This is a genomic window from Phyllobacterium pellucidum, assembly GCF_013327855.1.
In the GTDB taxonomy this organism is placed as follows: domain Bacteria; phylum Pseudomonadota; class Alphaproteobacteria; order Rhizobiales; family Rhizobiaceae; genus Phyllobacterium; species Phyllobacterium pellucidum.
Genome location: NZ_JABUMX010000001.1, coordinates 1,337,657 through 1,361,893, shown reverse-complemented (window position 1 = coordinate 1,361,893; position 24,237 = coordinate 1,337,657). Strand labels below are relative to the sequence as shown.

The following is a 24,237-nucleotide window of genomic DNA, read 5'->3' as shown; positions in this document are numbered from 1 at the left end:
ATGCGAAGACCGGAGAATGCCAATGGCAAAGGAAGTCCACACACAGGTTACGGCCGAGGAGATCGCCCATTCCTTCGAGGATGCGGCGCCGGTGGCCGACGTTTCGGATTATGCTGTCGAAGACTGGCTGACGCTCGCCGTATTCTGGCTCATGACAGGCTGCGTGTTTCTGCAGTTCTTCACCCGTTACGTCCTTAACAACAGCTATGCCTGGACAGAGGAGATAGCTACCAACTGTCTCATCGCGGTCGTCTTCCTCGGCTCTGTGATGTGCGTGCGCCTGTCCCGCCACATCCAGGTCGACGTCCTCTATCACTATCTTCCGGCTTCCGTCGCCCGGGCCCTGTCGACTTTCGTCGACATCGTCCGCATCGGCTTTTTCGCCTATGCCGTGTGGCTGATGTGGCGTTACACGCAGATCGTTGCCGAGGAACGTATGGTCACGGTCGACCTGCCGCGCAATATGGTCTTTTACGCCGTATTCGTCGCATTCGTACTGATGCTCTTCCGCTCGGTTCAGGTTTTCATCGCCAATATGCGCCGCGGCTATTCGGTGCTCGAGCGGCCCGAGGAATTTCACAAGGTAGAGGATTGATCCATGTTGTTGCTCGTCGGAACCTTTCTCTTCCTTATGCTCGTCGGCGTGCCGGTGGCGATCTCCATGGCGGTCGCCTCGGTGCTTTATCTCGTCTTCTTTGGCGTGGCGCCCGACATCATCGTTGCGCAGCGCATGATTGCCGGCGTCGAGAGCTTTCCCTTGCTCGCCGTGCCGTTTTTCATCCTCGCAGGCAATCTGATGAATTCGGCAGGCGTTACCGGACGCATCTACTCTTTTGCGGTCGCGCTTGTCGGCTGGATGAAGGGAGGCCTGGCGCAGGTCAATATCATCGGCTCGGTCATTTTCTCAGGCATGTCCGGTACGGCTCTTGCCGACGCTGCGGGCATTGGCACCATCGAGATCAAGGCGATGAAGGATCACGGTTATCCGATTGAAGCGGCTGTCGGCGTGACCGCCGCCTCTGCGACCCTTGGCCCGATCTTTCCGCCGTCGCTGCCCTTCGTCATCTACGGCATGATGGCCAATGTGTCGATCGGCGCGCTGTTCATGGCCGGCATCGTGCCCGGCGTCGTCATGACAGTGCTGATGATGCTCACGGTCGCCATCTTCGCCTATGTCAAGCGCTGGGGCTCTGACGCGCCCTTCGAAATCAAGCAGCTTCTCGAAGCTTCGCTTGAGATCGTCGTCGTCTTCAGCGTACCGCTTGTCATCTATCTCCTGACCCTGACCGGGCTATCGGTCAACGCCTCCGTCGGCATCGCTCTAGTGCTGCTTCTTGCCGCCGACTGGTATTTCGACTTCTCGGCGGTCATGGCCCTGATGACCCCGGTCATCCTGATTGGCGGCATGACCATGGGCTGGTTCACGCCCACTGAGGCGGCTGTCGCTGCAGTACTCTGGTCGCTATTCCTCGGGCTCGTCCGCTACCGCACCATGACTCTGTCGAGCCTTGCCAAGGCAAGTTTCGACACCATCGAGACAACGGCATCGGTGCTCTTCATCGTTACGGCGGCGTCGGTATTCGCGTGGCTGTTGACCGTGAGCCAGGCAGCGCAGCTCCTGTCGACGGCGATCCTCTCCATCACGGACAACAAATGGGTGTTCCTCATCCTCGTCAACCTGTTGATGCTCTTCGTCGGCTGTTTCCTTGATACGATCGCAGCGATCACGATCCTTGTACCGATCCTTTTGCCGCTCGTTCTCAAATTCGGCATCGACCCCGTGCATTTCGGCCTGATCATGACGCTCAACCTGATGATCGGACTTCTGCATCCGCCGCTGGGCATGGTATTGTTTGTCCTGTCGCGGGTCGCAAAACTATCTGTGGAACGCACCACCATGGCGATTCTGCCCTGGCTCGTGCCGCTCTTTATCGCCCTGATCGCCATAACCTTCATCCCGGCGATTACGCTTTGGCTGCCAACACAATTGGGTCTGATCAGATGAGTATGAAAGGCATAGCTGCAACACTCTTCGGCGCGGAGGACCTTCGCGTCGTCGATATCGATCTTGGCGAGCTCGCACCGAACATGGTGCGGGTCAAGTTCGGCGCCGGCGGCATCTGCGGTTCGGACATGCACTATTACCGCCACGCGCGGACCGGCGATTTCGTCGTTACCTCACCCCTCGTCCTTGGCCATGAGATCGCCGGCGAAGTGATTGCCGTTGGCAGCGGCGTCACGTCGGTGGCTGTCGGCGATCACGTTGCGGTCAACCCGTCGCGCTGGTGCGAAAAATGCGTCTACTGCCATGAGGGGCGCCCCAACCTGTGCGAAAATATCTACTTCATGGGCTCGGCCTCGAAAACCCCGCACATGCAGGGTGGATTTGCCAGCGTCTTCGATGCGACGGCGGCACAATGCGTCAAGGTCCCAGCCGATTTGCCGTTCGAGGCCGCCGCCCTGGCTGAGCCGCTTGCCGTGTGCCTGCACGCGGTGCGGCGCGCGGGCCACGTCAAGGGTTTCTCAACCATCGTCTTCGGGGCCGGGCCGATCGGACTTCTGACAATGCTCGCCCTGAAACATGCCGAGGCGGGCTCGGTGACGATGGTCGATGTCGCTGCAGCGCCGCTGAAGTTTGCCGAAGAGCTTGGCGCCGACCAGATCGTCGACCTGTCGAAGGGCGAAGAGCAGCTGGCGGCGCTGGCTGAGGGGACCCCGTTCGATATCGCCTTCGAGATCTCCGGAACCGCCGCGGGGCTGGCCTCGGCGATCCGCACCGTGCGGCGCGGCGGAACCGTTGTACAGGTCGGCAATCTTGCGGGTGGCACCATCCCGGTGCCGGCCAACGCGGTCATGGCCAAGGAACTTGATCTTGTCGGCACCTTCCGCTTCGGCGAAGAGTTCTTCGAGGCGGTCGAACTGATTGTCGAGGGCAAGATCGACGTGCTGCGGCTGGTGACTGCTCAATATCCGCTCAGCGGTGCTCCAGAGGCGTTTCTGACCGCGCTCGACCGCTCGCGCAGCGTCAAGGTCGTTTTGACCGCGTAGGCGGCAGCGGCGATTTGTGCCCATAACGGCGCTTGGCGAAGCCGATGAAATCGGTTACCAAGCGCCGGTAACGCCGATTTATTAACGATCCCGCGATAGAATTCTGCTTCTGTCGCGAGTGGAACGATCCGGAAGACAAACGTGGGGCGAGTTCTTAGGGCTTTGTATTCGTTTTCGAAATCCGTGGCTTTGATGGGTGTGATCCTCGGTGTCGCAAGTGGTTGCACCACGGCAGCGACGCTTGATCCGACGCCGTCCGCAGTGGCGGTCCTGCCGCTGAATTCCGAGAAATATGCTTCTGTCGTTGTCGATGGCAGTACCGGGGTCGTGCTTTATTCGGCCAACGCCGATCTGCCGCGCATTCCGGCATCATTGACCAAGATGATGACGCTCTACCTCACATTCGAAGCCCTCCAGTCCGGACGCATCACGAAATCGACGCTTATTCCGATGTCGGCTCATGCCGCCTCGCAGGCGCCCAGCAAGCTCGGCGTCCGCCCGGGTCAGGCCATCGATGTCGATACGGCGATCAAGGCGATCGTGGTAAAATCGGCCAACGACGTCGCGGTCGCGCTCGCCGAATATCTCGGCGGTAGCGAAGAGCAGTTTGCGGCGCTGATGACCGAGAAGGCGCGCCGCCTCGGTATGAAGGGCACCAACTTCCACAACGCCTCTGGCCTGCCTGATCCGCAGCAGATCACCACGGCGCGCGACATGGCCCTCCTCGGCCTTGCATTGCGACGGCACTATCCGGGCCAATACTATTACTTTGCCGTGCATGAATTCGCCTTCAACGGCAAACTGATCCGCGGGCACAACCGCGTCCTCGATCAGGTCAACGGCGCCGACGGCATCAAGACCGGCTATGTACGGGCTTCCGGCTTCAACATCGTCACCTCGGTCAGCGACAATGGGCGACAGCTCGTTGCCGTCGTGATGGGCGGCGATACGGCGCGAAGCCGCGACGCCCAGGTCGTAAACCTTGTGAACCAATACCTTCCCCAGGTGGCATCGCGATAATCCAGAGGTCAACCGTCGCAAACGCGGCAGGATGGTCGCGAAAACTCGAATGGCGGTCCCTTAGGGGCCGCCATTGATTTTATTCAGAGCATGAATGGGCGCGAAATGCGCGCCCGATCAATCCCATTTCGGCGCAAGATGGCCGGGATTGACGATCCGCCCGTTCGGACGGGCAAGGGCATGCAGCGCTTGCATCTCGTCGTTTGAAAGCTCGAAGTCGAAGATGTCGAAATTGGCCTTTGCCCGTTCCGCGCTCACAGTTTTCGACAGTGCGACCACGCCTTGCTGCTGCACCAGCCAACGCAACACCACCTGTGCCGCGCTCTTGCCATGGGCGGCCGCGATCGCCTTGATTGCCGGGTCATCGACGACCTTGCCGTCCGCCATGGCATAATAGGCGGTGATGCTCATGCCGGCCTTGCGCGCCGCGTCGAGCACGGCGCTTTGGTCGAGATAGGGATGGTATTCGACCTGGTTGGTGACGATCGGAGCCTTGCTGAGCTTGACTGCTTCAGCCATCAGGGCCGTGTTGAAATTGCTAACGCCGATGTGGCGAACCTTGCCGGCATCACGCACTTCGTTGAGCGCGCCGATGCGCTCGGCAAGCGGCACATCGCTTTGCGGCCAGTGCAGGAGAAGAAGATCGACATAATCGGTCTTCAGCTTCTTGAGGCTCTCGTCAACCGACCTGACGAAGGCGTCGTGACGATACTTGTCCACCCACACCTTCGTGGTCAGGAAAACATCGCCGCGAGCGACGTCCGAATTGGCAATGGCTTCGCCAACTTCGGCCTCGTTGCCGTAGATCTGTGCGGTATCGACGTGGCGGTAGCCGAGCTTCAATGCGGCCGGCACCATGCGCAGCACATCGCTGCCCGGCATGCGGAAGGTGCCGAAGCCGATTGCGGGGATTTCTGCGCCATTGGCATTAACGTTAAACATGGTGTTTCCTTTGACTTAACAGGTGGCCAGTACTGCGGCCGAAGCGCGCCTATCGAGCATCTGGCTCCAGAGCGTCAGGCCGAGGGCTCCGACGACGAGAAGAGCACCGACCCATGGCGTTGCGCCAAGGCCGAGCGGGGAGGCGACAATGATGCCACCAAGGAATGCCCCGCCAGCTATGCCGAGGTTGAAGGCGGCAATATTGAGCGCCGAGGCGACATCGACTGTATCGGGCGTGTGGACCTTTGCAAGCTGTACTACGTAGAGTTGCAACCCCGGAACATTGGAGAAGGAGAGCGCGCCAAGGGCGGCGAGCGTCACCAGCGACCAGACCGGCGATACGGCAGTGATGGTGAAAAGGGCAAGCACGGCAGCCTGCAGGCCGAACATGACCACCAGCGCGCCGACTGGATTGCCATCGGCAATACGCCCGCCCACCATATTGCCCACCGCGATCGCGAGGCCATAGAGCACGAGAATGAGGCTAATAGTGGATTCGCCGAAGCCCGTGATCTGCTGCAGCACTGGAGCGAGAAATGTGAACATGACGAAGGTGCCACCATAGCCGAGTGCGGTCATGCCGAAGGCGAGCAGCAGACGGCCGTTCGCAAGGACACGCACCTGGTCGATCAGGCGGGCAGGGGCCGCCTTGGCGATCTGCGAAGGCAAGAGGATGGCAATCGCCGCGAAAGCGATGACGCCGAGGCCAGATACGGCCCAGAATGTGGCGCGCCAGCCAAGCTGCTGGCCGATGAAGGTACCGAGCGGGACGCCGGTGACGATCGCGACGGTAAGGCCGAGAAACATCATGGCGATGGCGGAAGCGCGACGGTTGGGGGCAACGAGATCGGCGGCAATGGTCGCTCCTACGGCGAAGAAAACCCCGTGGGCGAAAGCGCTGAGCACGCGCGCGACGAGAAGCAGCTTATAGCTTGGCGCAAGGGCCGCGGCCGTGTTGCCGATGATGAAGAGCACCATCAGCCCGAGCAACAGCGGCTTGCGCTCGATGCGGCCGGTAAGAGCGGTGAGGATCGGCGCGCCAAAGGTCACGCCGAGCGCGTACACGCTGACAATGAGGCCCGCGAGCGGCAGGGAGATGTTGAGATCGTTGGCGACCGTGGGTAGCAGGCCAACGATGACGAACTCCGTCGTCCCGATGGCATAGGCGCTGATCGTCAACGCCAGAAGAGCAAGAGGCATTGTGCTGTCCTTTTCAAAACGGCGATCTTTGGGAACCGGCCGCGAAATTGAATATGTCGAACCTTGAGTTCGTTGCAGTGAATATGGCTTGCGGCGATTACCTTGATAATCGGGGTGCAACGCGCAATACTTGTGACGCGGGTTCACAAATGGCGCTGAGATGGATAACCGGGCTGGAGAAATGGACGTCTTCGTTCAAGCTGTGGAGCTCAACAGCTTCTCTGCGGCGGGGCGACGCCTTGGCCTGTCGCCGTCTGCCGTCAGCAAGATGATCAGCCGCATCGAGGAGAGGCTTGGCACGCGGCTTCTCGTCCGCTCGACACGCACCTTGCAACTCACGCCAGAAGGCGAGGTCTATCATCAGCGTGCCATGCGCATCGTCGCCGAGATCGAGGAGGCGGAGCGGGCGGTCGCCCATGGTGCATCCGCCAAGCCGCGCGGACTGCTGCGCGTCAATTCCTCGGTGCCTGTTGGCGTCACCTGCGTTTTGCCGCTCGTACCGAAGTTTCTCGAGCAATATCCCGATGTCAGGCTGGATGTTTCGCTGAGCGACGGCGTTGTCGACCTTATCGAGGAGCGGGCAGACATAGCGATCCGCGTCGGCCCCATGCGCAATTCGGCATTGAAGGCGCGCAAACTCTTCGAAAGCCGCGTCGTGGTCATCGCCTCGCCGGACTATCTCGACAGGCATGGCATACCGGAGCGTCCAAGTGACCTGCAGCACCACAATTGCCTGAATTTCAACTTTCGCCGTACCTTGAACGAGTGGCCTTTTCGTAATCCGCAATCAAAGGAAACAGAACTCCTGGCCGTTTCTGGCAATTTCATCTCCAATAACGGTGAAACGGCCCAGCAGATGTGTGTCGCAGGACTTGGAATTGCCCGGCTCGGCCTGTTTCATGTGATCAATGACCTTCGTGCAGGCCGTCTGAAGGTGCTTCTCGAGGCATATAATCCCGGCGACCTCGAACTCATCCATGCGGTCTTCGTCGGTCATGAATATCTGGCGGCAAGAGTCCGCAGTTTCGTCGATTTTCTGGTAGAGAATATTGGACCGTGCGATGAACTCTCAGTTCCTGAAGCAGCGAAAGCTGGCTGATCGAGATCATGCCCATGACTGATTCCGAAGACTTGAAACGCATAAGGCGAGCCTATGCCGGCAAGGTGCTTGCAAGCGTTGGCGTGGACGACCCGCGCATCGAGCGGGCCTTTGCCGAGGTGCCGCGGGAGGACTTTCTCGGTCCGGGTCCATGGCCGATCATCAGGTACGGACTGGGCTTTGGTCTCAGCCCCGATAACGATCCGGTTCACCTTTATACGGATGATCTCGTCGGCATCGCGCCGGAGCGGCACATCAACAATGGCGAACCGTCATTGCATGCCCACCTCCTTTGGTATGCAAACATCGCCGAAGGCGAGCGGGTCGTTCATATCGGCACCGGCACGGGCTATTACACCGCGATCATGGCGCATCTCGCCGGAGCTTCAGGACAGGTTCTCGGCATTGAAATCGAAGCGGATCTTGCGGCGCGCGCGAAGGAATATCTCACCGGTTACCGCAATGTCGAGATCGTTCAGGGGGATGGCACGAAACTATCGTTCGAGCCCGCCGATGTGATCTACGTCAATGCCGGCGCAACCAGGCTTGATGATGGCTGGCTCGATCGTCTCAAGGACGGGGGCCGGCTTCTTCTGCCGCTCACGACCGATGATGGCTTCACCCTGATCGGCCGTGGCTCGCGTCCCCGCGGCGCCGTGTTCCTCATTACCCGTGAGGGCGATGCGTACGCTGCGCGGGCGGTCTCTGGCGTAGCGATTTATCCCTGCGCAGGGATGCGGGATCCAGAGTCCGAAAGAGCCCTTGCCATCGCATTCGGCAATGGCGAGCTTAAGCGCGTGACGCGCCTCTACCGTTCAAACGATGTACCCCCCGAGCGTTGCTGGCTTGAGGGAATGGGCTGGTGTCTCGCCTACGATTGAGCCAGTGAAACGGCATCCTTGTTGCGGACAGACGTTCGGTTCTTGAGATTGAGAAGATTACCGCAGAGGATGAGGACTGCGCCGAGTGCGGTGAACATATCCACGCGCTCCGCATAGATCAGCCAGCCGAGAACAGCCATCAAGGGCACCCGCAGGAAGTCCATCGGTATCACCACCGTTGCGTCGGCATATTGCAGCGCCTTCGCCATGCAGAAGTGCGAAAACGTGCCGGTAAAGGCAATGATGACCACCCACGGCAGGACGTGCAAGGACGGCCATTGCCACACGTGCAGGGCGGGCAGGAAGCCGATCGCCGATTGGATGATCAGCATCCAGAAAATAATCTTCACGACGCTGTCAGTTCGCGTCAATGATTTCACCATCGTAAAGGAAATGCCGAAGGTGAAAGCGGCGCCAAGCACGATCAGTTGTCCGGTTTCGACCGAACCGATGCCGGGGCGGACGATGATGACCACGCCGATAATGCCGAGGATGATTGTGAGGATGCGCCAAATATTGAGGCGCTCGCCGAGGAAGGCAACGGCCATCAGCGCGGTCCAGGCCGGCGTCGTGAACTCGATAGCGATGACCTGCGCCAGCGGAATCATCGACAGGGCCTGGAGCCAGGCGAATTGTCCGGCATAATGCGCGGCGTTGCGGCCGAGATGCTGCCAGATGCGGCTCGTCTTCATGGCCCTGACGCCGCCCGAAGAACGGACGAGCGGATAGAGCATGGCAAGACCGATGAGCGAGCGCATCTCCATGATCTGGAAGACATTGAGCTCGCGAGAGGCTTCGCGGCCGGATATGGCCATCATGAGGATCGCCGTGAGCGATCCCATCATCCAGAGGGCAGCCTTCAGTGTGGATTGCGGCATGATGAATTATTGCTTGGCGTAAATTCCGGCGAAATCCGCAAAACCTTTGACTTCGATCGGATTGCCCGAAGGATCGGGGAAGAACATGGTCCATTGCTCACCCGACTCGCCCTTGAAGCGCACGGTCGGCGGCATGACGAACTCCACATCCGCCTTGGCGAGGCGCGCGGCCAGATCGTTCCAGGCGTCAAGCGGCAGGATGACGCCGAGATGCGGCATCGGCACCATGTGGTCGCCTACCTTGCCAGTGTTGGTGGTTTCGAACGGCTTGCCGAGGTGCAGCGAAATCTGATGGCCGAAAAAATCGAAATCGACCCACGTGTCAGTGCTTCGTCCTTCCTCGCAACCGAGGATTGATCCGTAAAAGCGCCTTGCCTCGTCGAGATCGGTGACGTGGTAGGCAAGGTGAAACAACGAGCGCATGGGAAATCCTGATCTATGGCGGGGTGCGGCGGACGCTAACAGCAAAAAAGCAGCCAAACAAACCTATTCCGCTGCCAAGTCATGGATTTCATGGAACCAATATAGAAAGCAAGGAGTTATCTGAGGCTACACTCATATGGTTCCCCAAAAACAGGAAGTTTATAATGTCAATTTTGATCAGTCTCTTGATCACCGTTCTGGTGATCTTCCTCGTTCTTTACCTCATCCAGATGCTGCCGCTTGACGGGCGCGCGAAGCAGATCGCCCAGGTCATCGTCATTGTGATCGGCATCATTTCGCTGCTGAAGTATCTCGCGGTCTTCTAAGCCTCTTCAGCAGTAGGCTCCAACTGGCCGAGAAGCCAGTCCCGGAAGGCGCGGATTTTGGGCACGTTGCGCCGCGCCTCCGGATAAACAAGCCAGTAATAGTGGTCGGCAGTGCCGACAATATTGAACGGCTGGATAAGCAGGCCTTGTGCAAGCTCGGTTTCGTAGAAGGCCGGGGTAAGAATGCCGACCCCTTGGCCGGCAATGACCGCTTTGCCTTCAAGGTGCTGATCGCCGAAACGGCTGCGGGGGTCGCCGCGCAGATCGGGATCGGCAATTCCCGCCGCATTGAACCACAGGCGCCACCACGGATCGCCGGGATCGACGATCGTCAGCCTCAGAAGGTCCTCGGGTGATTTCACGCCCCCAATCGACGCGGCAAGCTTGGGACTGAGCATGGGCGTGAAATCGGCATCGAAAATACGGTGCGCGACGAGGCCCGGCCATTTGCCGCTGCCCGAACGTATGCCGATATCGGCGTCTTGCCTCGAAAAATCAATGATTTCCCGGTTCGCCTGCAGGCGCACGGCCAGGTTTGGTTGCGCGAGTTGGAATGATCCAAGCCGCGGCACGAGCCAGTTCGCAGCGAATGTCGGGATCGTGCTGATGGTCAATACGCCGTCGGCATTCTCGCGCGTCGCAGCTATGGCCGCCCGCATCATGTCGAACGCGTCGCTGATGACCGGCGACAAGCGGGCGCCGACCTCCGTCAGGGTGACTTGGCGCGGGCGGCGCAGGAACAATTGCGCGCCGATGCGCTCCTCGAGAAGCTTGATCTGATAGCTGACCGCAGCCTGGGTCATGCCGAGTTCTTCCGCGGCCTTGGTGAAACTACCGTGGCGGGCGGCGGCCTCAAACACCCGGATGGAAGCAAGGGGAGGTAGGTTCATTCACGTCTCACATAAGCTCTGCTTATGCATGCTACTTGGCGTTTTGTTGGAAAACAAGGCGGAACGGGCGCATGTTCGCATCACCCAAGACTAAAATCGCCATTGGAGTTGAGACAATGACCACGATGACAACCCACGCCGCTCGTACCGTCGGCCACTTGACGCTTCGCGGCCTTCTGACCAAGCCCGGGCGCCAAAACCCGGTCGAACGCCGCCCCGTCAGAATCGACGCCGAAGAGTTTTCCGATCACATGCTGCGCGATATCGGCGTGATTGACGGCCGTCCGGCCCGCGGCGAGCGCGCGGGGGAGGATGATCTTGGCGCGTTGCTGCGAGACGGTCCGAAGCGGTTTCTTTAGAGTCTAGGAGTCGAAATCGGTTTCGAGCTGCTTTTCCAGTGCAACAAGGTCATCGGGCAAGGGCATGCCCATGGCCCGGAGTTCGTTGAGCTTTTCACGCAGGTTCTCGTGAATTTCATGGGCATCGGTGGGCCGCTGGACCATCGCTTCGAGCAAGAGGGCAATTTGCGCCTTGATGTCTTCGAATGCCATGTTGTGTCCTTTCACGCCGTACACTGAGTAGTTTATGATAACAGATTATTCCTGGCCGGAGTATTGATTGTCAGAGACCTTTTCCAGCCACTCCGCAGCCTTGCCTTCAAGCCTCTCCTGCATGGCAAGGTGCGCCATGAGGGTGTCAGGCCCGGCGCCATGCCAATGCTTTTCGCCCGGCGGAATCCACACCGTATCGCCGGCGCGGATTTCGCGGATCGGTTCGCCCCACACCTGCACGAGCCCTTTTCCCGAAACCACGTGCAGCGTTTGTCCTAGCGGATGGGTGTGCCAGGCGGTCCTAGCCCCGGGCTCGAAGAGCACAAGAACAGCTTGAAGCCGCGCTGGGGCGGGCGTTTCGATGATAGGGTCCTGCCAGACCGTTCCGGTGAAATATTCCTCCGGGGCACGACGCGAAGCGACCGAGCCAATTGCTTTGATTTCCATCACATACCTCGCGCAGTTTCCGGTGCTGCCGGATAGTCCAAAACCTCAGGCGTTTGCATTGCCACAGCCGACGTGACCACCGAATCCAGAAATCCCGGGAACCGATGCTCCAGGTCGTCGCGGCGCAATGTCAGGAGGCGGCGTGTGCCGTCCCGGCGCACATGAATAATGCCGGCCTCGCGCAGCTTTGCCACATGATAGCTGATGGCCGTCTTGGAACCCAGCTGCAAAAACTGGCCGCAAGTCATCGCTTTTTCGCCGTTGCGGGCAAGAATTGCGATGATGGCAAGGCGGGTTTCGTCGCCAAGAGCGGTCAGGACGGCCGGTAGCGCGATGTCTTCGGCCGTGGGGTGATCGAGATATTCTGTCATACGAATTTAATAGCAATTGGCAGGAGAGTTTTCAATGTTCAATATTTGTTGAACTTAAAGCTTGACTCCTGCAAGGCCCAGGCGTTAGTTCAACGTTCATTGAACATTTAGGTGACCTCCATGGATATTCGTCTTTTCGGATTAGCGCTTGGTGCATTCGCCATCGGTATCGAGGCATTCGTCGCGGCAAGTCTTCTGCCGCAGATCGCTGGCGATACGGGCGTCACTTTGGTCCAGGCCGGCTATCTTGTCGTGGCCTATGCGTTTGCCTATGCGATCGGAGCCCCGGTTGTTGCCGCGCTCACCGGCTCGCTCGACCGCCGCACGATTCTGGCCGGCAGCGCGACGGTCTTCGTAGTTGGCGCGCTGTGCGCCGCCGTTTCGCCGACATATCTGCTTCTCCTGCTTGCCCGCCTCCTGATTGCAGTGACCGCTGGTCTATACGCGGCGACGGCGCAGGCAACAGCGGTCGCCATTTCGGAAGCCCATCATCGTGCCCGCGCGGTTGCTGCCGTCGTCGGCGGCACCACCCTTGCTGTCGCGTTCGGCGCACCGCTTGGCGCTGCTATCAGCGCTTTTGCCGGATGGCGCGGCACCTATGCCTTCATCGCGCTGATCGGTCTGATTGCAGCGGTTGTCGTCTGGTCGCTTTTGCCGCGTGGACTTTACGCAGACCGACTTACTCTGTCCCAGCGCCTTTCAGTGATCCGCCACCCCGGCCTCGTGCCGGCGCTGCTGACCACGCTGCTCTACATGACCGGCGCTTTTGCGGTTTACACCTATATTGCAGCGATTGCCGTTGACGGCGTCGGCCTTGGCAAGTCGATGCTGCCCGTGGTTCTCCTATCGTTCGGTATCGGCGCGGCCATCGGTAATTTTTTGGGAGGCCAGTTGGCTGACCGGCTCGGTGCGACCCGCACTGTCGTCGCTGCCTCGGTCCTCAATGCCATGGTGCTGGCGACCGTAAGTTGGATCATGCAATTGCCGCACGAAATCGCCGGTCCCGTTCTCATCGCGCACATGTTCGTCTGGGGCGTGATCGCCTGGATGTTCCCGCCGGCGCAGGCGAGCCGGATCCTGACCATCGCGCCGGAAAGCGCGCCATTGGCACTCTCGCTCAACTTCTCCGCGCTCTACCTCGGCGTTGCATTCGGGTCGATGATAGGCGGCCAGATCCTTTCCCATGTCGGGCTGATCCATCTTGGCTGGCTGGGCGCGCTCTTCCCGGTGCTGGGGCTTGCAGTGCTCCGGTTTGCGGGCGCGACGTCCCGCAAGGAGAAATTGTCGATGGCTCGATTTGGCTAGTGCAGTCCTCGTTCTCTAGTGAACGACCGTCGTATCGAAGGGCTTCAGACCGTGATGCTCCATGCTGTCGCGATAGATCGCCGTCGCCTGGGTGCGGTTGTGCGCGCGCAATTTGCGGATGAGATTGTGAACATGCACCTTGACCGTATGCACCGAAAGGGCAAGGCGGTCGGCAATGATCTTGTTCTGCAAACCCTCGGAGAGAAGCTGCAAAATCTCGTGTTCGCGCAGGGTCAGGGTCTTTACCGGCCAGGCATTCATTGAAGTATGCTTCGGCTGGGCGCTGAACGGCGTCTGAGCCTTGACCTGTGTGCCGTTTGCAGCCTTTGCCATCGAGCGAACAATCGTTGACGGATAATATTCGCCGCCGTTGAGCATCAGCCAGACGACCGCCAGCCACGCATCAAGCTTCAGGCTGAAAGGCAGGAGGCCCTGAACCAGATTATTGTCGAAGAGCGTGTTGAATTCCGGAATGGACGCACTCGTGTCATCGATCATCAATGTCACGTAAGCATCGGGAAAGCGTATTTTGCAGCGCGCGATACAGTCGATGAGGTCGGAGACAAAATCGGCGTGGATCATGACCAGGCCGATTGCGTCGTCGTTTTCGCCGGAGTCGGCAAGCTTGTTCGAAAGGTCGACCTTGAGATCGGGAAACGTTCGTTCGAGTGATTGCACAAGGCCCTGGAAAACGACGCCAGCCTCGGCATAGATGAGGATGCCGCTCTTGAAATTCGCTCCGCCCTCGTTCGGGGAGCCGTTTTGGATTTGGTCAGTCCTCATACGCGCCACCGTCACACTCATGATCCTACCCTACGCCATTTGATGAGAAAAAAGCCGCCAGATTTTGTTATGATTCGATTGGAATCGCCCCCGTCCCAAGGCCGATTCGTTGCGGCTAACCCCTTGTATTTCATGTTAATCGGCAAGGGTAATGGACCAAACGTGACGCGGGCGTGACGCGAAGGTGCGATGTACGCGCGCGCGAGGCCGGACACGTCTATTCCGATCATTTCGGGGTTGACGCGTTCGGCTAACAGGTCACGGGAAGCGCTTGTTTTCCCACGAGCGAAGTTCTTTCACTCCACCAAAGGGACACACAAGTTCGAGCCGGGTTCATCCATCAGGTGGAACCTCTTCTCACTTCTCCTAAATGGCGCGCAATCACTCCCGCCGGTACTGTTTTCCAAAATCCACTCGGTTTGGCCGTGACAGGTGAACACACCTTGCATGGCGAGTGTTCAATTCGCGGGGGTGCGCCTTGTTTGCATGGATCACCAATTGTTTTGCAGCATTGATTGTAAGTGCTGCGCTGGTCGTAATCTTGAAACGGGTGTCGCCTGTGTTCGCCCTCGTCGATCATCCCGACCGGCGCAAATTGCACGATGGCGTCGTGCCGCTCTGCGGCGGCATTGCTATCTTTGCAACCTTTGCGCTCGTCATGATGTTGCACGACCACGCGCCGTCGCTTCCCGTCAATTTTTGGGCAGGTCTTTTCGTAACTTTGGTGGTCGGCATAACCGATGACCGCGTCGATCTGCCGGCCGTGCGTCGCCTGGCTGCGCAGTTTCTGGTTGCCCTGACGCTGGTCAATCCTTTTTCCGGAGCTACTATTGTCACCGGCATTGCCCTGCCGCCAGCGCTGCTGGCCATATCGTTTCCGCTTCTAACCATCGTCGCGATTCTCTTCGTCATAGGTCTTATCAATGCCTGGAACATGATCGACGGCGTCGATGGCCTTGCTGGCGGCTGCGCCGCAGTCGCCCTGTTATGGCTGTCGGTTATTGCTGGCTTTAAGGGCGTGACGGAGCTGATCCTGCCAATGCTGGTGCTTCTTGCGGCTGTGGGAGGGTTTCTTGCCTTCAACATGCGCAGCCCATGGCTCGCGCGCGCCAAGATATTTCTCGGCGATGCCGGAAGCACCGCGCTTGGTGCGGTCATTGCCTATTTCATCATAACCCTGTCCATCCACGCCAACATAGCTTTCACCGTGCTGCTCTGGATCGTCATTGTTCCGGTCATCGATACGTTGAGCCTGATCGTGCGCAGGGTCCATGCCGGCCGCAGCCCGCTTGCTGCTGATCGCTGGCATCTCCACCACCTCCTGCTCGACCGCGCGATCCCGCCTGCGAAAACCACACTGACGATCGTTGCGGCTTCGGCGGTGTGCGGAGGCATAGGGTGCCTCGGCATCATTCTCGGCATCTCGAACCTTGCCATGACACTGGCGTTGGTGGTGCCGTTCCTCGTGCACAGCGCCTTCGTCTACGCAACGCTGTCGGGGCGCTCGACGACCGTTCAGCGCCCGCTGGCGCCGGTGCAGAAAATCTCGGCCGTTTCGGCAAGCGCTATTCGGCCCGACCTCAATTTAACCCACACGTCCGTGCAACCGGCCAAGCCCACCCGGCCTGGCATCCTTTCGGACGCAGTTTGACGACCCAAGAAACCGGAGCGAGACAGTGATTTCTGCATTGATCATGACCCTCAACGAAGAAGAGTGCCTGCCGGCCTGCCTGGCATCCCTCAGCTGGTGTGACGATATCGTCGTGCTGGATTCGTTCAGCACCGACCGCACCGTCGAGATCGCCAAGGCCGCCGGAGCCCGCGTCTATCAGCACAAATATGAAACCGAAACCAAGCAGCGCATGTATGGGCTGAAGGAGATCGAGTTCAAGCACGAATGGGTCTATATGCCCGATGCCGACGAGATAACGCCTGACGATTTGCGCGACGAGATGCTGGCGATCGCCGCTGATCCGAACCGTCCTGAGGCGATGTTCAGCGCCCGCTACAAGAACATGTTCATGGGACGCTGGGTCAAGCACTCGAGCCTCTACCCGACCTGGATCACGCGGCTTGCACGTCCTGAACGTATCCAATATGAGCGCGAGTGCCACTCCCGACCGGTTGGCGATGGTCCGACAGGCCGCCTGAAGTCGCATTTCATCCACTACAGCTTCAACAAGGGCATGGCGGCTTGGTTCGATAAGCACAACCGCTATTCCGGCTTTGAAGCGCGCGAATCCCTGCAGATCCTGCGCAGCAAAAGCATCCCCTGGCACAGCTTCTTCAGCGCCACGCCGGAAGCAAGGCGCAGGGCGCTCAAGGAATTCTCCTATCGTCTTCCTTTCCGGCCGCTGGCACGATTTGCCTACATGTACTTTCTTCGCGGCGGATTTCTCGACGGATGGCAGGGCTATCATTACTGCCGCCTCATTGCGTCATACGAATATATGATCGTTATAAAGATGCGGGAACTGCAGCGGCGAGAGCTTGGCCTTTCGATATGACCGCAGTCAACGCGCATTCCGTGACGGTATCGGACGAGCGCGTGCGACGCCTGCCGTTACGGGAGTATCTCTTTCCGGCCATCGGGCTTGTTGCGGTCCTGACAGTTCTTTCCGTGCTGTCGCTTCCGCTCCTCGCGCAGAAGTTCCTGACCATTCAGGACCAGCCGGCCAAAGTCGACGTGATCGTCGTCCTTGGCGGCGACGGCCCGGCGCGCGCCAAGCTTGCCGCCAGCCTGTGGCTCGGCAAGTTTGCGCCGCGCGTCCTTATCAGCGGCGATGGCGATTGCTACTGGATCAAGACCGCAATGGTAGAGCGCGGCGTCGATGAGAAGGCCATCGACGTTGAGTGTCAGTCCGGCACGACATGGGAAAACGCGCTCTATTCGGCTCCCTACGTGAAGCGAATGGGCGCTCGCAGCGGCATCGTGGTGACAAGCTGGTATGCTTCGCGGCGAGCGATCACAAGTTTCCATGCCGCGTCGCCGGACGTTCACTGGCTGTCCGTCCCGGTGACAAATCTGCAGCCCCTGTGGAAACTGGCGATCGGCACCGACACCTACCTGCAAAAGGAATTCCCGAAATTGATTTGGTATACCGTGCGCGGTTGGCTGGGTCTCAATTCGACATTCGTGCCGGCGCCGTTCCCATCGCGGGAGGTCCGGGCATGAATGTAACTCGGCAAACGTGGCACAGGGTATCAAACAGAATTGGTAAGGCGGGGTAAGACAATGCGCTCACGTTACAACGATCCGGCATTCGACGCAGCGAGCGCGCCTTTGCCGCGTCTCGGCGGAGCGACATTTGCTCTTAGGTTCCGCCTCAGGCGCCTCCTTTGGATGATATCGTGGACGCTCCTTGCATCGTGGACGCCTTCGCCGCTCAGTCCATGGCGGGGTTGGCTGCTGCGCAAGTTCGGCGCCACGATCGACCCGTCAGCCATTGTCAGAAGCAGCGTGAAGATCTGGTGGCCCGGCAACCTCATCATGGGCAAGCATGCATCCATGGGGCCCGGCGTAATTTGCTACAACGTCGCCGAGATCACGATCGAGGATTTCGCCATCGTCTCGCAGCGCACACACCTTTGCACCGGAACGCACGACGTGGACGATGCGGATTTTCCGCTGAAGAGCCGGCCGATCACAATCAAGACCAACGCCTGGATCGCGTCCGAAGCTTTTGTCGGCCCCGGCGTCGTCGTCGGCGAAGGTGCTGTCCTCGGTGCACGGGGTGTTGCCATGCGCAAACTCGATCCATGGATGATCTATGTAGGCAATCCGGCACAGCCGGTCAGGGCGCGCAAACAACCAGCCAACGGCTGAGTTTCAGCCCTGCATATCCAAGCTGCTATGAATGGTCGGGAGCGACGCGGAGATTTGCTGAACCGGTCGCTGCGCTGAGGCTCGGCGATGCGTAGCCCTGGAGCGTCAGTTCCGCAACGCGCGGCCATGTATAATTCTCGTGCACAAGGCGCTTGCCGTTCTCGCCCATGATCGCGGCCATACCCGGATCGTCGAGGATATCGCCGATCGCGGCGGCAACATTCGCGGGATCGAGCGAAACGACTGCGCCGGCGTGGGCCGTCCTGACTTCGGGAAAATGACAAGGCTCGCTGATCACCACCGGCAGGCCGCAGGCAAGGGCTTCGGTAATGGCGACGCTAAAGCCTTCCTGGCGGCTCGGCAGGCAAAAGCACGCCGCATCCATCAGCGCCCGTAACTTCTCCGCGCCATAGATCGGTCCGGTAAGATGAACCCGATCCGTAATCCCGAGGTCCGTAACGAGGCTGACGAAACCATCCTTCGCGCCGCCGTCCGGTCCCGCAACGGCGAGATCGACATCGGGGTGGGATTTGGCCAACATGGAAAACGCCGCGGCCAGAATATCGAGCCCCTTTTTCGTATGAAGGCGCGACAGGAACAATACGACCCGCTTGCCTTGCAATTGCGGAAAGCGCTCGGCAAAATATCCCTTGCCTGGCAAATCGGCGAATTCTTCGAGAAATATGCCGTTCGGAATGACCAGCCGTGGCGGGGTCAATCCCAACGGGTCAAGCAGGTTTGCTTCGTCCGTGTTGAGCGTGTGGATGAACTTTGCCCCATTCAACATCTTGCGGTAGCCAAGCAGCAGCGCCACACGCTTCTTCAGGCGCTTCTGCTGCATGCTCCAGACATCGAGCATCCCATGCGGTTGAACGCAATATGGAACCTTCAAACTCCGGGCAATGCGCGCGGCATGCTTCAGGATTGGTTCCCAAACGCCATGAATGTGGACGAAAGACGCGTCCTTCAATACGTTCCGAAGCGCTCTTGCTGCGCGGAGCCCGAGAACGCGCTCGATTTTGTCCGGGTCGGCCAGAAGGTGCCAGCGGACTTTTGCAAGCTGCGGCACATCGTGTGCCGCGCGCAACGCACGTTGCCGGATGTCGCTCCCGCCATAGCTGATGATCTCGACCTCGTGGCCGAGGGCTGCCTGTGCTGCCGCGAGGCGCAAGCAGCCGACTTGTGGTCCGCCCTGCGCTGGATCGATCGAACTGACGACGTGATAAATTTTCATGAAAGCGCGGCCTGGTTGACTGTGTGCTGTTGCGATGGAAGCAGGGAAAGTGCTTCGAGCAAGCGCTCGCCATAGCGCTTGACCGTAAACTCTGCGGCCCGCGTCACCGCGCTTTCGGACATCGCCGCTCGCGTGCCGGGGTGTTCGCTAAGATCGGTCACCGCTTTGGCGATGGCTTCACTGTCACGTATAGGCACGATGAAGCCGTCCACGCCGTCCCGCACGACGCTGCCGGCATTTTCGGTACAGATGACCGGCAGACCTGCGGCGAGCGCCTCATAGATGGCGGTAGCCGAACCTTCGCATATGGATGGCAGGAGGAACACGTCAGCCCATTCATATTCCTTGGCCATTTCAGCGCGGGGCACGATACCGCGCAGTTCGACGGATCGGCCGATCTCGGCCTTGACTTCCGGTGACAATCTGCTTGGGCCAGCCATTCTAAAGGTAGCGGATTTGCCAAGCATACGTGCAGCCTCGGCGACGTAGGGCGAACCTTTGCGCAGGCCGACTTCGCCCACGGTCAGGACCCGCAAGGGACCGCCGATACGGATAATGTCCTGCGCCGGAAATTGCGGATCAATCCCATATGGCACTACGACGCAGCGTTCCGCGCTGCCACCGCGCGCAATGACGTTGCGCCGTACAAATTCCGAAGGGCAGACGATAACGTCGGCAAGCGCCCATTCGGCTTTTTCCCGTTCGGCAAATACCCGCGCATATTGATTCTCGCTATAGGGACCGGCCCAATCGGGAAAACGCGCGTGTTCGCCGGCGACGAGTTCTTCGACGGTGTCCCAAGGCGCGATCATCTGCTCGACCGCGGTCCACATTCCCTGCCGTTTGGCGGCTTGCATTTGCTCCAATGCATCGCCGGCAAAGGCATAGAGGCCGTCGGCGCCGTGGAAGCCGCTCGACGCCACCAGGCGCGAAAACTCCGAACCGGCCCAGATCGTATGGGCCATGTGCTCGATACTGTTCTTTTGCCGCAACCGGCGAACCGCCGACCGGGCACCGAAGTTCGGGAAGGTCGAGATGAGTTCGGCCGGCACCCCTTTGGGTATCCGCCCCGTCAGCCGCTTGACCGATGACGGAAGCAGACGACGCGGCAGCTTGTTGACGAGTCGGGGCCATCCCTGAGTGGCACAGATATCCGTATAGAAATGTGCCAGCCGCCCCTCCGAGGCGAAGATGCGTGGCACTGCGTAATGCATGCGCGCACCGAGCTGACTGACAACGACGCTACCGCTCATTCTGCTGGCCCGAAAACTGAGGTTTGCGATGAAGCCGCCGATTGCTGGCGGAACTGGTGCATGACGTCGGACCAGGCTCCAACCGCCCGGTCGCGCGAAAATACGGTGTCGAGCGTGTGCCTGGCATTGATCCCCATCTGAGCGCGGTGCGCGGGCTCGTTCTTCAATCTGAGAATATGATCGGCGAGCCTTTGGCCCTCACCGATCCTGACCGCTGCGCCGCAATCTGCCGAAGCAACGACGCGCGCAACCTCGCCATTACCGTCGCCGATGAACAGCGTCGGACGGCCGGCAGCAAGGACGCCGTAGAACTTGCTTGGAACGATACAATGTTCGAGCCTTGGAATGAGCGAGACGATATGCGCGTCGGCCGTGCTGAGGCTTTCAGCGATGTGTTCGGACGGCTGGAGCGGTTTGAACGTTACGTTCTTGAGGTCGCGGTTGCGGACGATTTCTTCGACATGGGCGCGCTGCTGGCCGCCACCGATCAGGAGGAACCGGATGTCGTCATGGTCGCTGAGAAGCACGGCGGCTTCGATCAGGGTCGAAAAGTCGTGGGCACGGCCGAAATTGCCTGAGTAGCCGACGACGAACTTTTCCTGGAGTCCCCAGCGCGTACGCAGAGTGTTGTCGGCGGGAAAGACCGGATAGATTTCTTCCCCGTCGGACCAGTGATGCATGACGCTTAGCCGGTCTTCGTCAAGCCCGTGCTCGGCGAGGTAGGACGCCATCGAAGCGGTGGGACAGACAATCATCGTGGATTTGCGCATCGACCAGTCGCGCGCAACCTTGCTCAGCCTGCCGGCAATGCTCTTTTCGGACAGCATGCCGAGTTCCATCGCCACTTCCGGAAAGAGGTCCATGACCCAGTTGACCATGCGTGCGCCGCGCCAGCGGATCGGCAGCGCTGTCGTCACGGAAAGGAGTGGCGGGTCAGTGCAGACGACGCAAATATCTCCCTTTTCCAGATTAGCGAGACACCAGAAGAACGCGGAAACATGGAAGGTCAGGTAGTCGATTGCCCGGCCAAGAATGTTGCTGCGCCCGAATCGCGTTGCCCAGAGGCGTTTGACGGTAACCCCACCGACCACCTCATCGGCGGGAAGCTCGATATTGGGATTGTCGTGCATGGTGCGACTGGCGATGGCGGCAACATCGAAGCCGCGCCGTCGCAACGCAAACGCGAGCCCTGAAACCATGCGGCTCGTCGCCGATTGATCGGGTGAGAAGTAGCGATTTGCAAATACGATCTTCATGTAGACCTGCCTCGAGCCATGGCTGTGCCCAGCCCTGAAAACTTGGCTACGATTGTTGCAGTTCGCAGCGGGCACGGACAGTTCAACAAAGGCACTACCAATGTCGGTGCCCCGTTTCCCGGATCTACCACTTCCGTAGAAGCCATCATCCATAGTCGCCTCTTTTATCGACCGGAATCAGCCCGCTACGCCTTATGTTCCATCGCCCTGGATGCCGCGCCTATCCCTATTGCCGAAGTGTCTCCCGGCCCGCGGTCTCTATAGTGAAACGAGGATTCTTCACTGTTTTCGGTTGCCGTTTCCATTCGGGGAAGTCGGTCCGGAGGCCAAAATGAAAAGAAGCTCTGAGAGCACGAGACCGGGGATAAGATATGACCGCGAAGACCGCTTTGATCATTGGCGTTACAGGCCAGGACGGCGCCTATCTGAGTGAATTCCTGCTCAAGAAGGGCTATATCGTTCACGGCCTGAAGAGGCGCTCCTCCTCGTTCAATACTGCGCGTATCGATCATCTTTACCAGGACCCGCATGAGGAAGACATTCGCTTTCGTCTGCATTTCGGCGACCTGACCGATGCAACGAACCTCTGCCGTGTCGTCCAGGAAATCCAGCCGGACGAAATCTACAATCTCGGTGCGCAGAGCCACGTTCAGGTCAGTTTCGAAACCCCCGAATACACCGCCAATTCGGATGCGCTGGGCACCTTGCGCCTGCTTGAAGCCATGCGCATCATGAAGATCGAAAAGACCTGCCGGTTCTACCAGGCTTCGACTTCCGAGCTGTTCGGCAAGAGCAAAGAGGCGCCGCAAAACGAACAAACGCCTTTCTATCCGCGTAGCCCCTACGCCGCTGCCAAGCTTTATGCCTACTGGATAACCGTCAATTACCGTGAAGCCTACGGCATGCATGCGTCCAACGGCATCCTTTTCAACCATGAAAGCCCGCTGCGCGGCGAAACCTTCGTCACCCGCAAGATCACGCGCGCGGTTGCCGCAATCGAGCGCGGCCTCCAGGAGAAGCTCCGCCTCGGCAATCTCGAAGCCAAGCGCGACTGGGGTCACGCGCGGGACTATGTCGATGGCATGTGGCGCATCCTGCAGCAGGACCAGCCAGATGACTATGTTCTCGCAACCGGCGAAACCCACACCGTGCGCGAATTCGTCGAAAAGGCTTTTGGCGCCGTCGGCAAGGAAATCGAGTGGGCGGGTTCAGGCGTCGACGAGATCGGTTATGACCGCAAGTCGGGCAAGGAACTCATCGAAATCGATCCGCGCTATTTCCGACCGACCGAAGTCGAGCTGCTCCTTGGCAATCCTGCGAAGGCGCGGGAAAAACTCGGCTGGACGCATACGGTCTCGTTCGACGCGCTGGTGACGGAAATGGTAGAATCTGATCTGAGGAACATCATGCGCGAAGAAGGGCGGAACGATTTCTATGGCTGAGACCGACGATCATCATTTTGACCTGCGCGGCAAGCGCATCTGGGTGGCGGGGCACACGGGTATGGTGGGCTCCGCGTTGGTGCGGCGCCTGCAGAACGAGGGATGCGACCTCCTGCAGGTCTCGCATGACGAGCTCGACCTCACGCGCCAGGCCGATACCGAGGCCTGGATGGCCAGAGCCCGCCCGGATGCGATTTTCATTGCTGCGGCCAAGGTTGGCGGCATTATCGCCAACTCCACCTATCCGGCCAATTTCCTCTACGACAATGCCATGATTGCCATGAACATCATGCACACCGCGCATCAGCTCGGCGTGCAGAAGCTGTTGTGGCTTGGCTCGAGCTGCGTCTATCCGAAATTTGCGGAGCAGCCGATCAGCGAAGACTCGCTGCTGACCGGTGCGCTTGAGCCAACCAACGAGGCTTACGCAGTCGCAAAAATCGCCGGTCTGAAGCTTGCCGAGGCCTATGCGCGCCAATATGGCCAGCGATTCATTACGGCGATGCCGACCAATCTCTACGGCCCGAACGACAATTTCGACCTGCAGAACGCACATGTGCTGCCGGCATTGATTCGCAAGATGCATGAGGCGAAGATCGCGGGAAGTTCCAAGGCAATCGTATGGGGTACCGGAACGCCGAAGCGTGAATTCCTCCACGTCGATGATCTCGCCGACGCCTGCGTGTTCATCATGAAAAACCATGCCGGTCCTGAGATCATCAATATCGGCTCTGGCCGCGAGGTATCGATCGGCGAACTCGCAAAGCTCATAGCCGGGATAGTGGGATACGAAGGCACGATTGTCTTCGATACGACCAAGCCCGATGGAACCCCGCGCAAATTGGTCGATCCGGCGCGACTCGAGAGCATGGGCTGGCGCCCGAGCGTGGCGCTCGAGGCCGGCATTAGCGACCTCTATCTGCGCTGGCAGCAATCCATGCACGTATCTCTCAGCGAAAAGCGCGTCGATACTGCCGCCTAATAACCAGAATTCGATCAACCCGCCTGCGCTTCCGGCGCTGGCGGGTTGATCTTTTGCAATCTGGACCCAACGGAGAAGCC

27 protein-coding genes are annotated in these 24,237 nt (G+C 59.4%); 15 read left to right on the top strand and 12 right to left on the bottom strand.

Annotated elements, in window-relative coordinates; all coding sequences use genetic code 11:
- Nucleotides 1–22: 22 nt before the first annotated feature.
- The 4 genes from HQ945_RS06735 to HQ945_RS06720 all read left to right on the top strand — a co-directional run bounded on the left by HQ945_RS06735 (nt 23) and on the right by HQ945_RS06720 (nt 4,068).
- On the top strand, nt 23–595 hold the full coding sequence (locus tag HQ945_RS06735; RefSeq protein WP_113280232.1) for a TRAP transporter small permease: 573 nt from the start codon (nt 23–25) through the stop codon (nt 593–595).
- 3 nt (nt 596–598) lie between these two features.
- Entirely contained in the window at nt 599–2,005 is a 1,407-nt protein-coding gene (locus tag HQ945_RS06730) for a TRAP transporter large permease (RefSeq protein ID WP_113280233.1), read from the top strand.
- A complete protein-coding gene (locus tag HQ945_RS06725) occupies nt 2,002–3,048 on the top strand; it encodes an L-idonate 5-dehydrogenase (protein WP_174207835.1) in 1,047 nt (348 codons plus the stop codon). The genes HQ945_RS06730 and HQ945_RS06725 overlap by 4 nt, the downstream gene beginning before the upstream one ends.
- 192 nt (nt 3,049–3,240) lie before the next feature.
- A complete protein-coding gene (locus HQ945_RS06720; RefSeq protein ID WP_051614826.1) occupies nt 3,241–4,068 on the top strand; it encodes a D-alanyl-D-alanine carboxypeptidase family protein in 828 nt (275 codons plus the stop codon).
- A gap of 117 nt (nt 4,069–4,185) precedes the next feature.
- Here HQ945_RS06720 and HQ945_RS06715 read toward each other — a convergent pair whose 3' ends face one another.
- On the bottom strand, nt 4,186–5,010 hold the full coding sequence (locus tag HQ945_RS06715; RefSeq protein WP_113280235.1) for an aldo/keto reductase: 825 nt from the start codon (nt 5,008–5,010) through the stop codon (nt 4,186–4,188).
- Nucleotides 5,011–5,025: 15 nt separating this feature from the next.
- The gene (locus HQ945_RS06710; protein WP_174207834.1) at nt 5,026–6,210 is read right to left on the bottom strand and encodes an MFS transporter; all 1,185 of its coding nucleotides are present in this window, start codon (nt 6,208–6,210) and stop codon (nt 5,026–5,028) included.
- A gap of 160 nt (nt 6,211–6,370) precedes the next feature.
- Between HQ945_RS06710 and HQ945_RS06705 the strand changes: the two genes are divergently transcribed.
- Together HQ945_RS06705 and HQ945_RS06700 are read left to right on the top strand one after the other, a co-directional pair.
- Complete coding sequence (locus tag HQ945_RS06705; protein ID WP_174207833.1) at nt 6,371–7,309, top strand: LysR family transcriptional regulator; 939 nt, start codon at nt 6,371–6,373, stop codon at nt 7,307–7,309.
- Between the two features lie 14 nt (nt 7,310–7,323).
- Entirely contained in the window at nt 7,324–8,190 is an 867-nt protein-coding gene (locus HQ945_RS06700; protein WP_174207832.1) for a protein-L-isoaspartate O-methyltransferase family protein, read from the top strand.
- Here the strand turns inward: HQ945_RS06700 and HQ945_RS06695 are convergent.
- Both HQ945_RS06695 and HQ945_RS06690 read right to left on the bottom strand, forming a co-directional pair.
- Entirely contained in the window at nt 8,181–9,068 is an 888-nt protein-coding gene (locus tag HQ945_RS06695) for a DMT family transporter (RefSeq protein WP_174207831.1), read from the bottom strand. The genes HQ945_RS06700 and HQ945_RS06695 overlap by 10 nt on opposite strands.
- Nucleotides 9,069–9,074: 6 nt before the next feature.
- On the bottom strand, nt 9,075–9,491 hold the full coding sequence (locus tag HQ945_RS06690) for a VOC family protein (protein ID WP_174207830.1): 417 nt from the start codon (nt 9,489–9,491) through the stop codon (nt 9,075–9,077).
- Between the two features lie 164 nt (nt 9,492–9,655).
- On the opposite strand from HQ945_RS06690, the gene HQ945_RS06685 reads away from it, so the two are divergent.
- A complete protein-coding gene (locus HQ945_RS06685; protein WP_091920228.1) occupies nt 9,656–9,817 on the top strand; it encodes a Thivi_2564 family membrane protein in 162 nt (53 codons plus the stop codon).
- Here HQ945_RS06685 and HQ945_RS06680 read toward each other — a convergent pair.
- Nucleotides 9,814–10,707, bottom strand: coding sequence for a LysR substrate-binding domain-containing protein (locus HQ945_RS06680; RefSeq protein WP_174207829.1), 894 nt, complete (start codon nt 10,705–10,707; stop codon nt 9,814–9,816). The genes HQ945_RS06685 and HQ945_RS06680 overlap by 4 nt on opposite strands.
- Before the next feature lie 116 nt (nt 10,708–10,823).
- On the opposite strand from HQ945_RS06680, the gene HQ945_RS06675 reads away from it, so the two are divergent.
- Nucleotides 10,824–11,066: a hypothetical protein gene (locus HQ945_RS06675; RefSeq protein ID WP_174207828.1), complete on the top strand. Its 243-nt coding sequence runs from the start codon at nt 10,824–10,826 to the stop codon at nt 11,064–11,066.
- Between the two features lie 3 nt (nt 11,067–11,069).
- On the opposite strand, the gene HQ945_RS06670 is transcribed toward HQ945_RS06675, so the two are convergent.
- Genes HQ945_RS06670 through HQ945_RS06660 form a run of 3 tightly spaced genes read right to left on the bottom strand, consistent with a single transcriptional unit; the run spans nt 11,070 to nt 12,076 of the window.
- Nucleotides 11,070–11,258, bottom strand: coding sequence for a hypothetical protein (locus HQ945_RS06670; protein WP_027230559.1), 189 nt, complete (start codon nt 11,256–11,258; stop codon nt 11,070–11,072).
- A gap of 45 nt (nt 11,259–11,303) precedes the next feature.
- Complete coding sequence (locus tag HQ945_RS06665) at nt 11,304–11,705, bottom strand: (R)-mandelonitrile lyase (RefSeq protein ID WP_174207827.1); 402 nt, start codon at nt 11,703–11,705, stop codon at nt 11,304–11,306.
- Nucleotides 11,705–12,076 carry an ArsR/SmtB family transcription factor gene (locus HQ945_RS06660; protein ID WP_174207826.1) on the bottom strand — a complete coding sequence of 124 codons (372 nt, stop codon included), beginning with the start codon at nt 12,074–12,076 and terminating at the stop codon, nt 11,705–11,707. Before HQ945_RS06660 ends, HQ945_RS06665 begins: the two co-directional genes overlap by 1 nt.
- Before the next feature lie 120 nt (nt 12,077–12,196).
- Here HQ945_RS06660 and HQ945_RS06655 point away from each other — a divergent pair, with 120 nt between their 5' ends.
- On the top strand, nt 12,197–13,381 hold the full coding sequence (locus tag HQ945_RS06655) for an MFS transporter (RefSeq protein WP_174207825.1): 1,185 nt from the start codon (nt 12,197–12,199) through the stop codon (nt 13,379–13,381).
- A 15-nt stretch (nt 13,382–13,396) separates the two neighbouring features.
- On the opposite strand, the gene HQ945_RS06650 is transcribed toward HQ945_RS06655, so the two are convergent.
- On the bottom strand, nt 13,397–14,164 hold the full coding sequence (locus tag HQ945_RS06650; RefSeq protein WP_162737147.1) for a helix-turn-helix domain-containing protein: 768 nt from the start codon (nt 14,162–14,164) through the stop codon (nt 13,397–13,399).
- Between the two features lie 478 nt (nt 14,165–14,642).
- On the opposite strand from HQ945_RS06650, the gene HQ945_RS06645 reads away from it, so the two are divergent.
- Genes HQ945_RS06645 through HQ945_RS06630 form a run of 4 tightly spaced genes read left to right on the top strand, consistent with a single transcriptional unit; the run spans nt 14,643 to nt 17,990 of the window.
- Nucleotides 14,643–15,815, top strand: a complete 1,173-nt coding sequence (locus tag HQ945_RS06645) for an MraY family glycosyltransferase (RefSeq protein WP_091920219.1) — start codon at nt 14,643–14,645, stop codon at nt 15,813–15,815.
- Nucleotides 15,816–15,858: 43 nt separating this feature from the next.
- Complete coding sequence (locus tag HQ945_RS06640) at nt 15,859–16,671, top strand: glycosyltransferase (protein ID WP_091950859.1); 813 nt, start codon at nt 15,859–15,861, stop codon at nt 16,669–16,671.
- Nucleotides 16,668–17,339 carry a YdcF family protein gene (locus tag HQ945_RS06635; protein ID WP_174207824.1) on the top strand — a complete coding sequence of 224 codons (672 nt, stop codon included), beginning with the start codon at nt 16,668–16,670 and terminating at the stop codon, nt 17,337–17,339. Before HQ945_RS06640 ends, HQ945_RS06635 begins: the two co-directional genes overlap by 4 nt.
- A 60-nt stretch (nt 17,340–17,399) precedes the next feature.
- Nucleotides 17,400–17,990, top strand: a complete 591-nt coding sequence (locus HQ945_RS06630; RefSeq protein ID WP_027230555.1) for an LbetaH domain-containing protein — start codon at nt 17,400–17,402, stop codon at nt 17,988–17,990.
- Between the two features lie 25 nt (nt 17,991–18,015).
- On the opposite strand, the gene HQ945_RS06625 is transcribed toward HQ945_RS06630, so the two are convergent.
- The 3 genes from HQ945_RS06625 to HQ945_RS06615 are packed head-to-tail and all read right to left on the bottom strand — an operon-like array spanning nt 18,016 to nt 21,733.
- Nucleotides 18,016–19,224, bottom strand: coding sequence for a glycosyltransferase (locus tag HQ945_RS06625; protein WP_174207823.1), 1,209 nt, complete (start codon nt 19,222–19,224; stop codon nt 18,016–18,018).
- A complete protein-coding gene (locus HQ945_RS06620; protein WP_051614624.1) occupies nt 19,221–20,477 on the bottom strand; it encodes a glycosyltransferase family 4 protein in 1,257 nt (418 codons plus the stop codon). Before HQ945_RS06620 ends, HQ945_RS06625 begins: the two co-directional genes overlap by 4 nt.
- Nucleotides 20,474–21,733, bottom strand: coding sequence for a glycosyltransferase family 4 protein (locus HQ945_RS06615; RefSeq protein ID WP_027230554.1), 1,260 nt, complete (start codon nt 21,731–21,733; stop codon nt 20,474–20,476). Before HQ945_RS06615 ends, HQ945_RS06620 begins: the two co-directional genes overlap by 4 nt.
- A gap of 371 nt (nt 21,734–22,104) precedes the next feature.
- On the opposite strand from HQ945_RS06615, the gene gmd reads away from it, so the two are divergent.
- Together gmd and HQ945_RS06605 are read left to right on the top strand one after the other, a co-directional pair.
- The gene (gene gmd, locus HQ945_RS06610; protein ID WP_027230553.1) at nt 22,105–23,175 is read left to right on the top strand and encodes a GDP-mannose 4,6-dehydratase; all 1,071 of its coding nucleotides are present in this window, start codon (nt 22,105–22,107) and stop codon (nt 23,173–23,175) included.
- Nucleotides 23,168–24,157: a GDP-L-fucose synthase family protein gene (locus tag HQ945_RS06605; protein WP_091920201.1), complete on the top strand. Its 990-nt coding sequence runs from the start codon at nt 23,168–23,170 to the stop codon at nt 24,155–24,157. The genes gmd and HQ945_RS06605 overlap by 8 nt, the downstream gene beginning before the upstream one ends.
- Nucleotides 24,158–24,237: the final 80 nt, after the last annotated feature.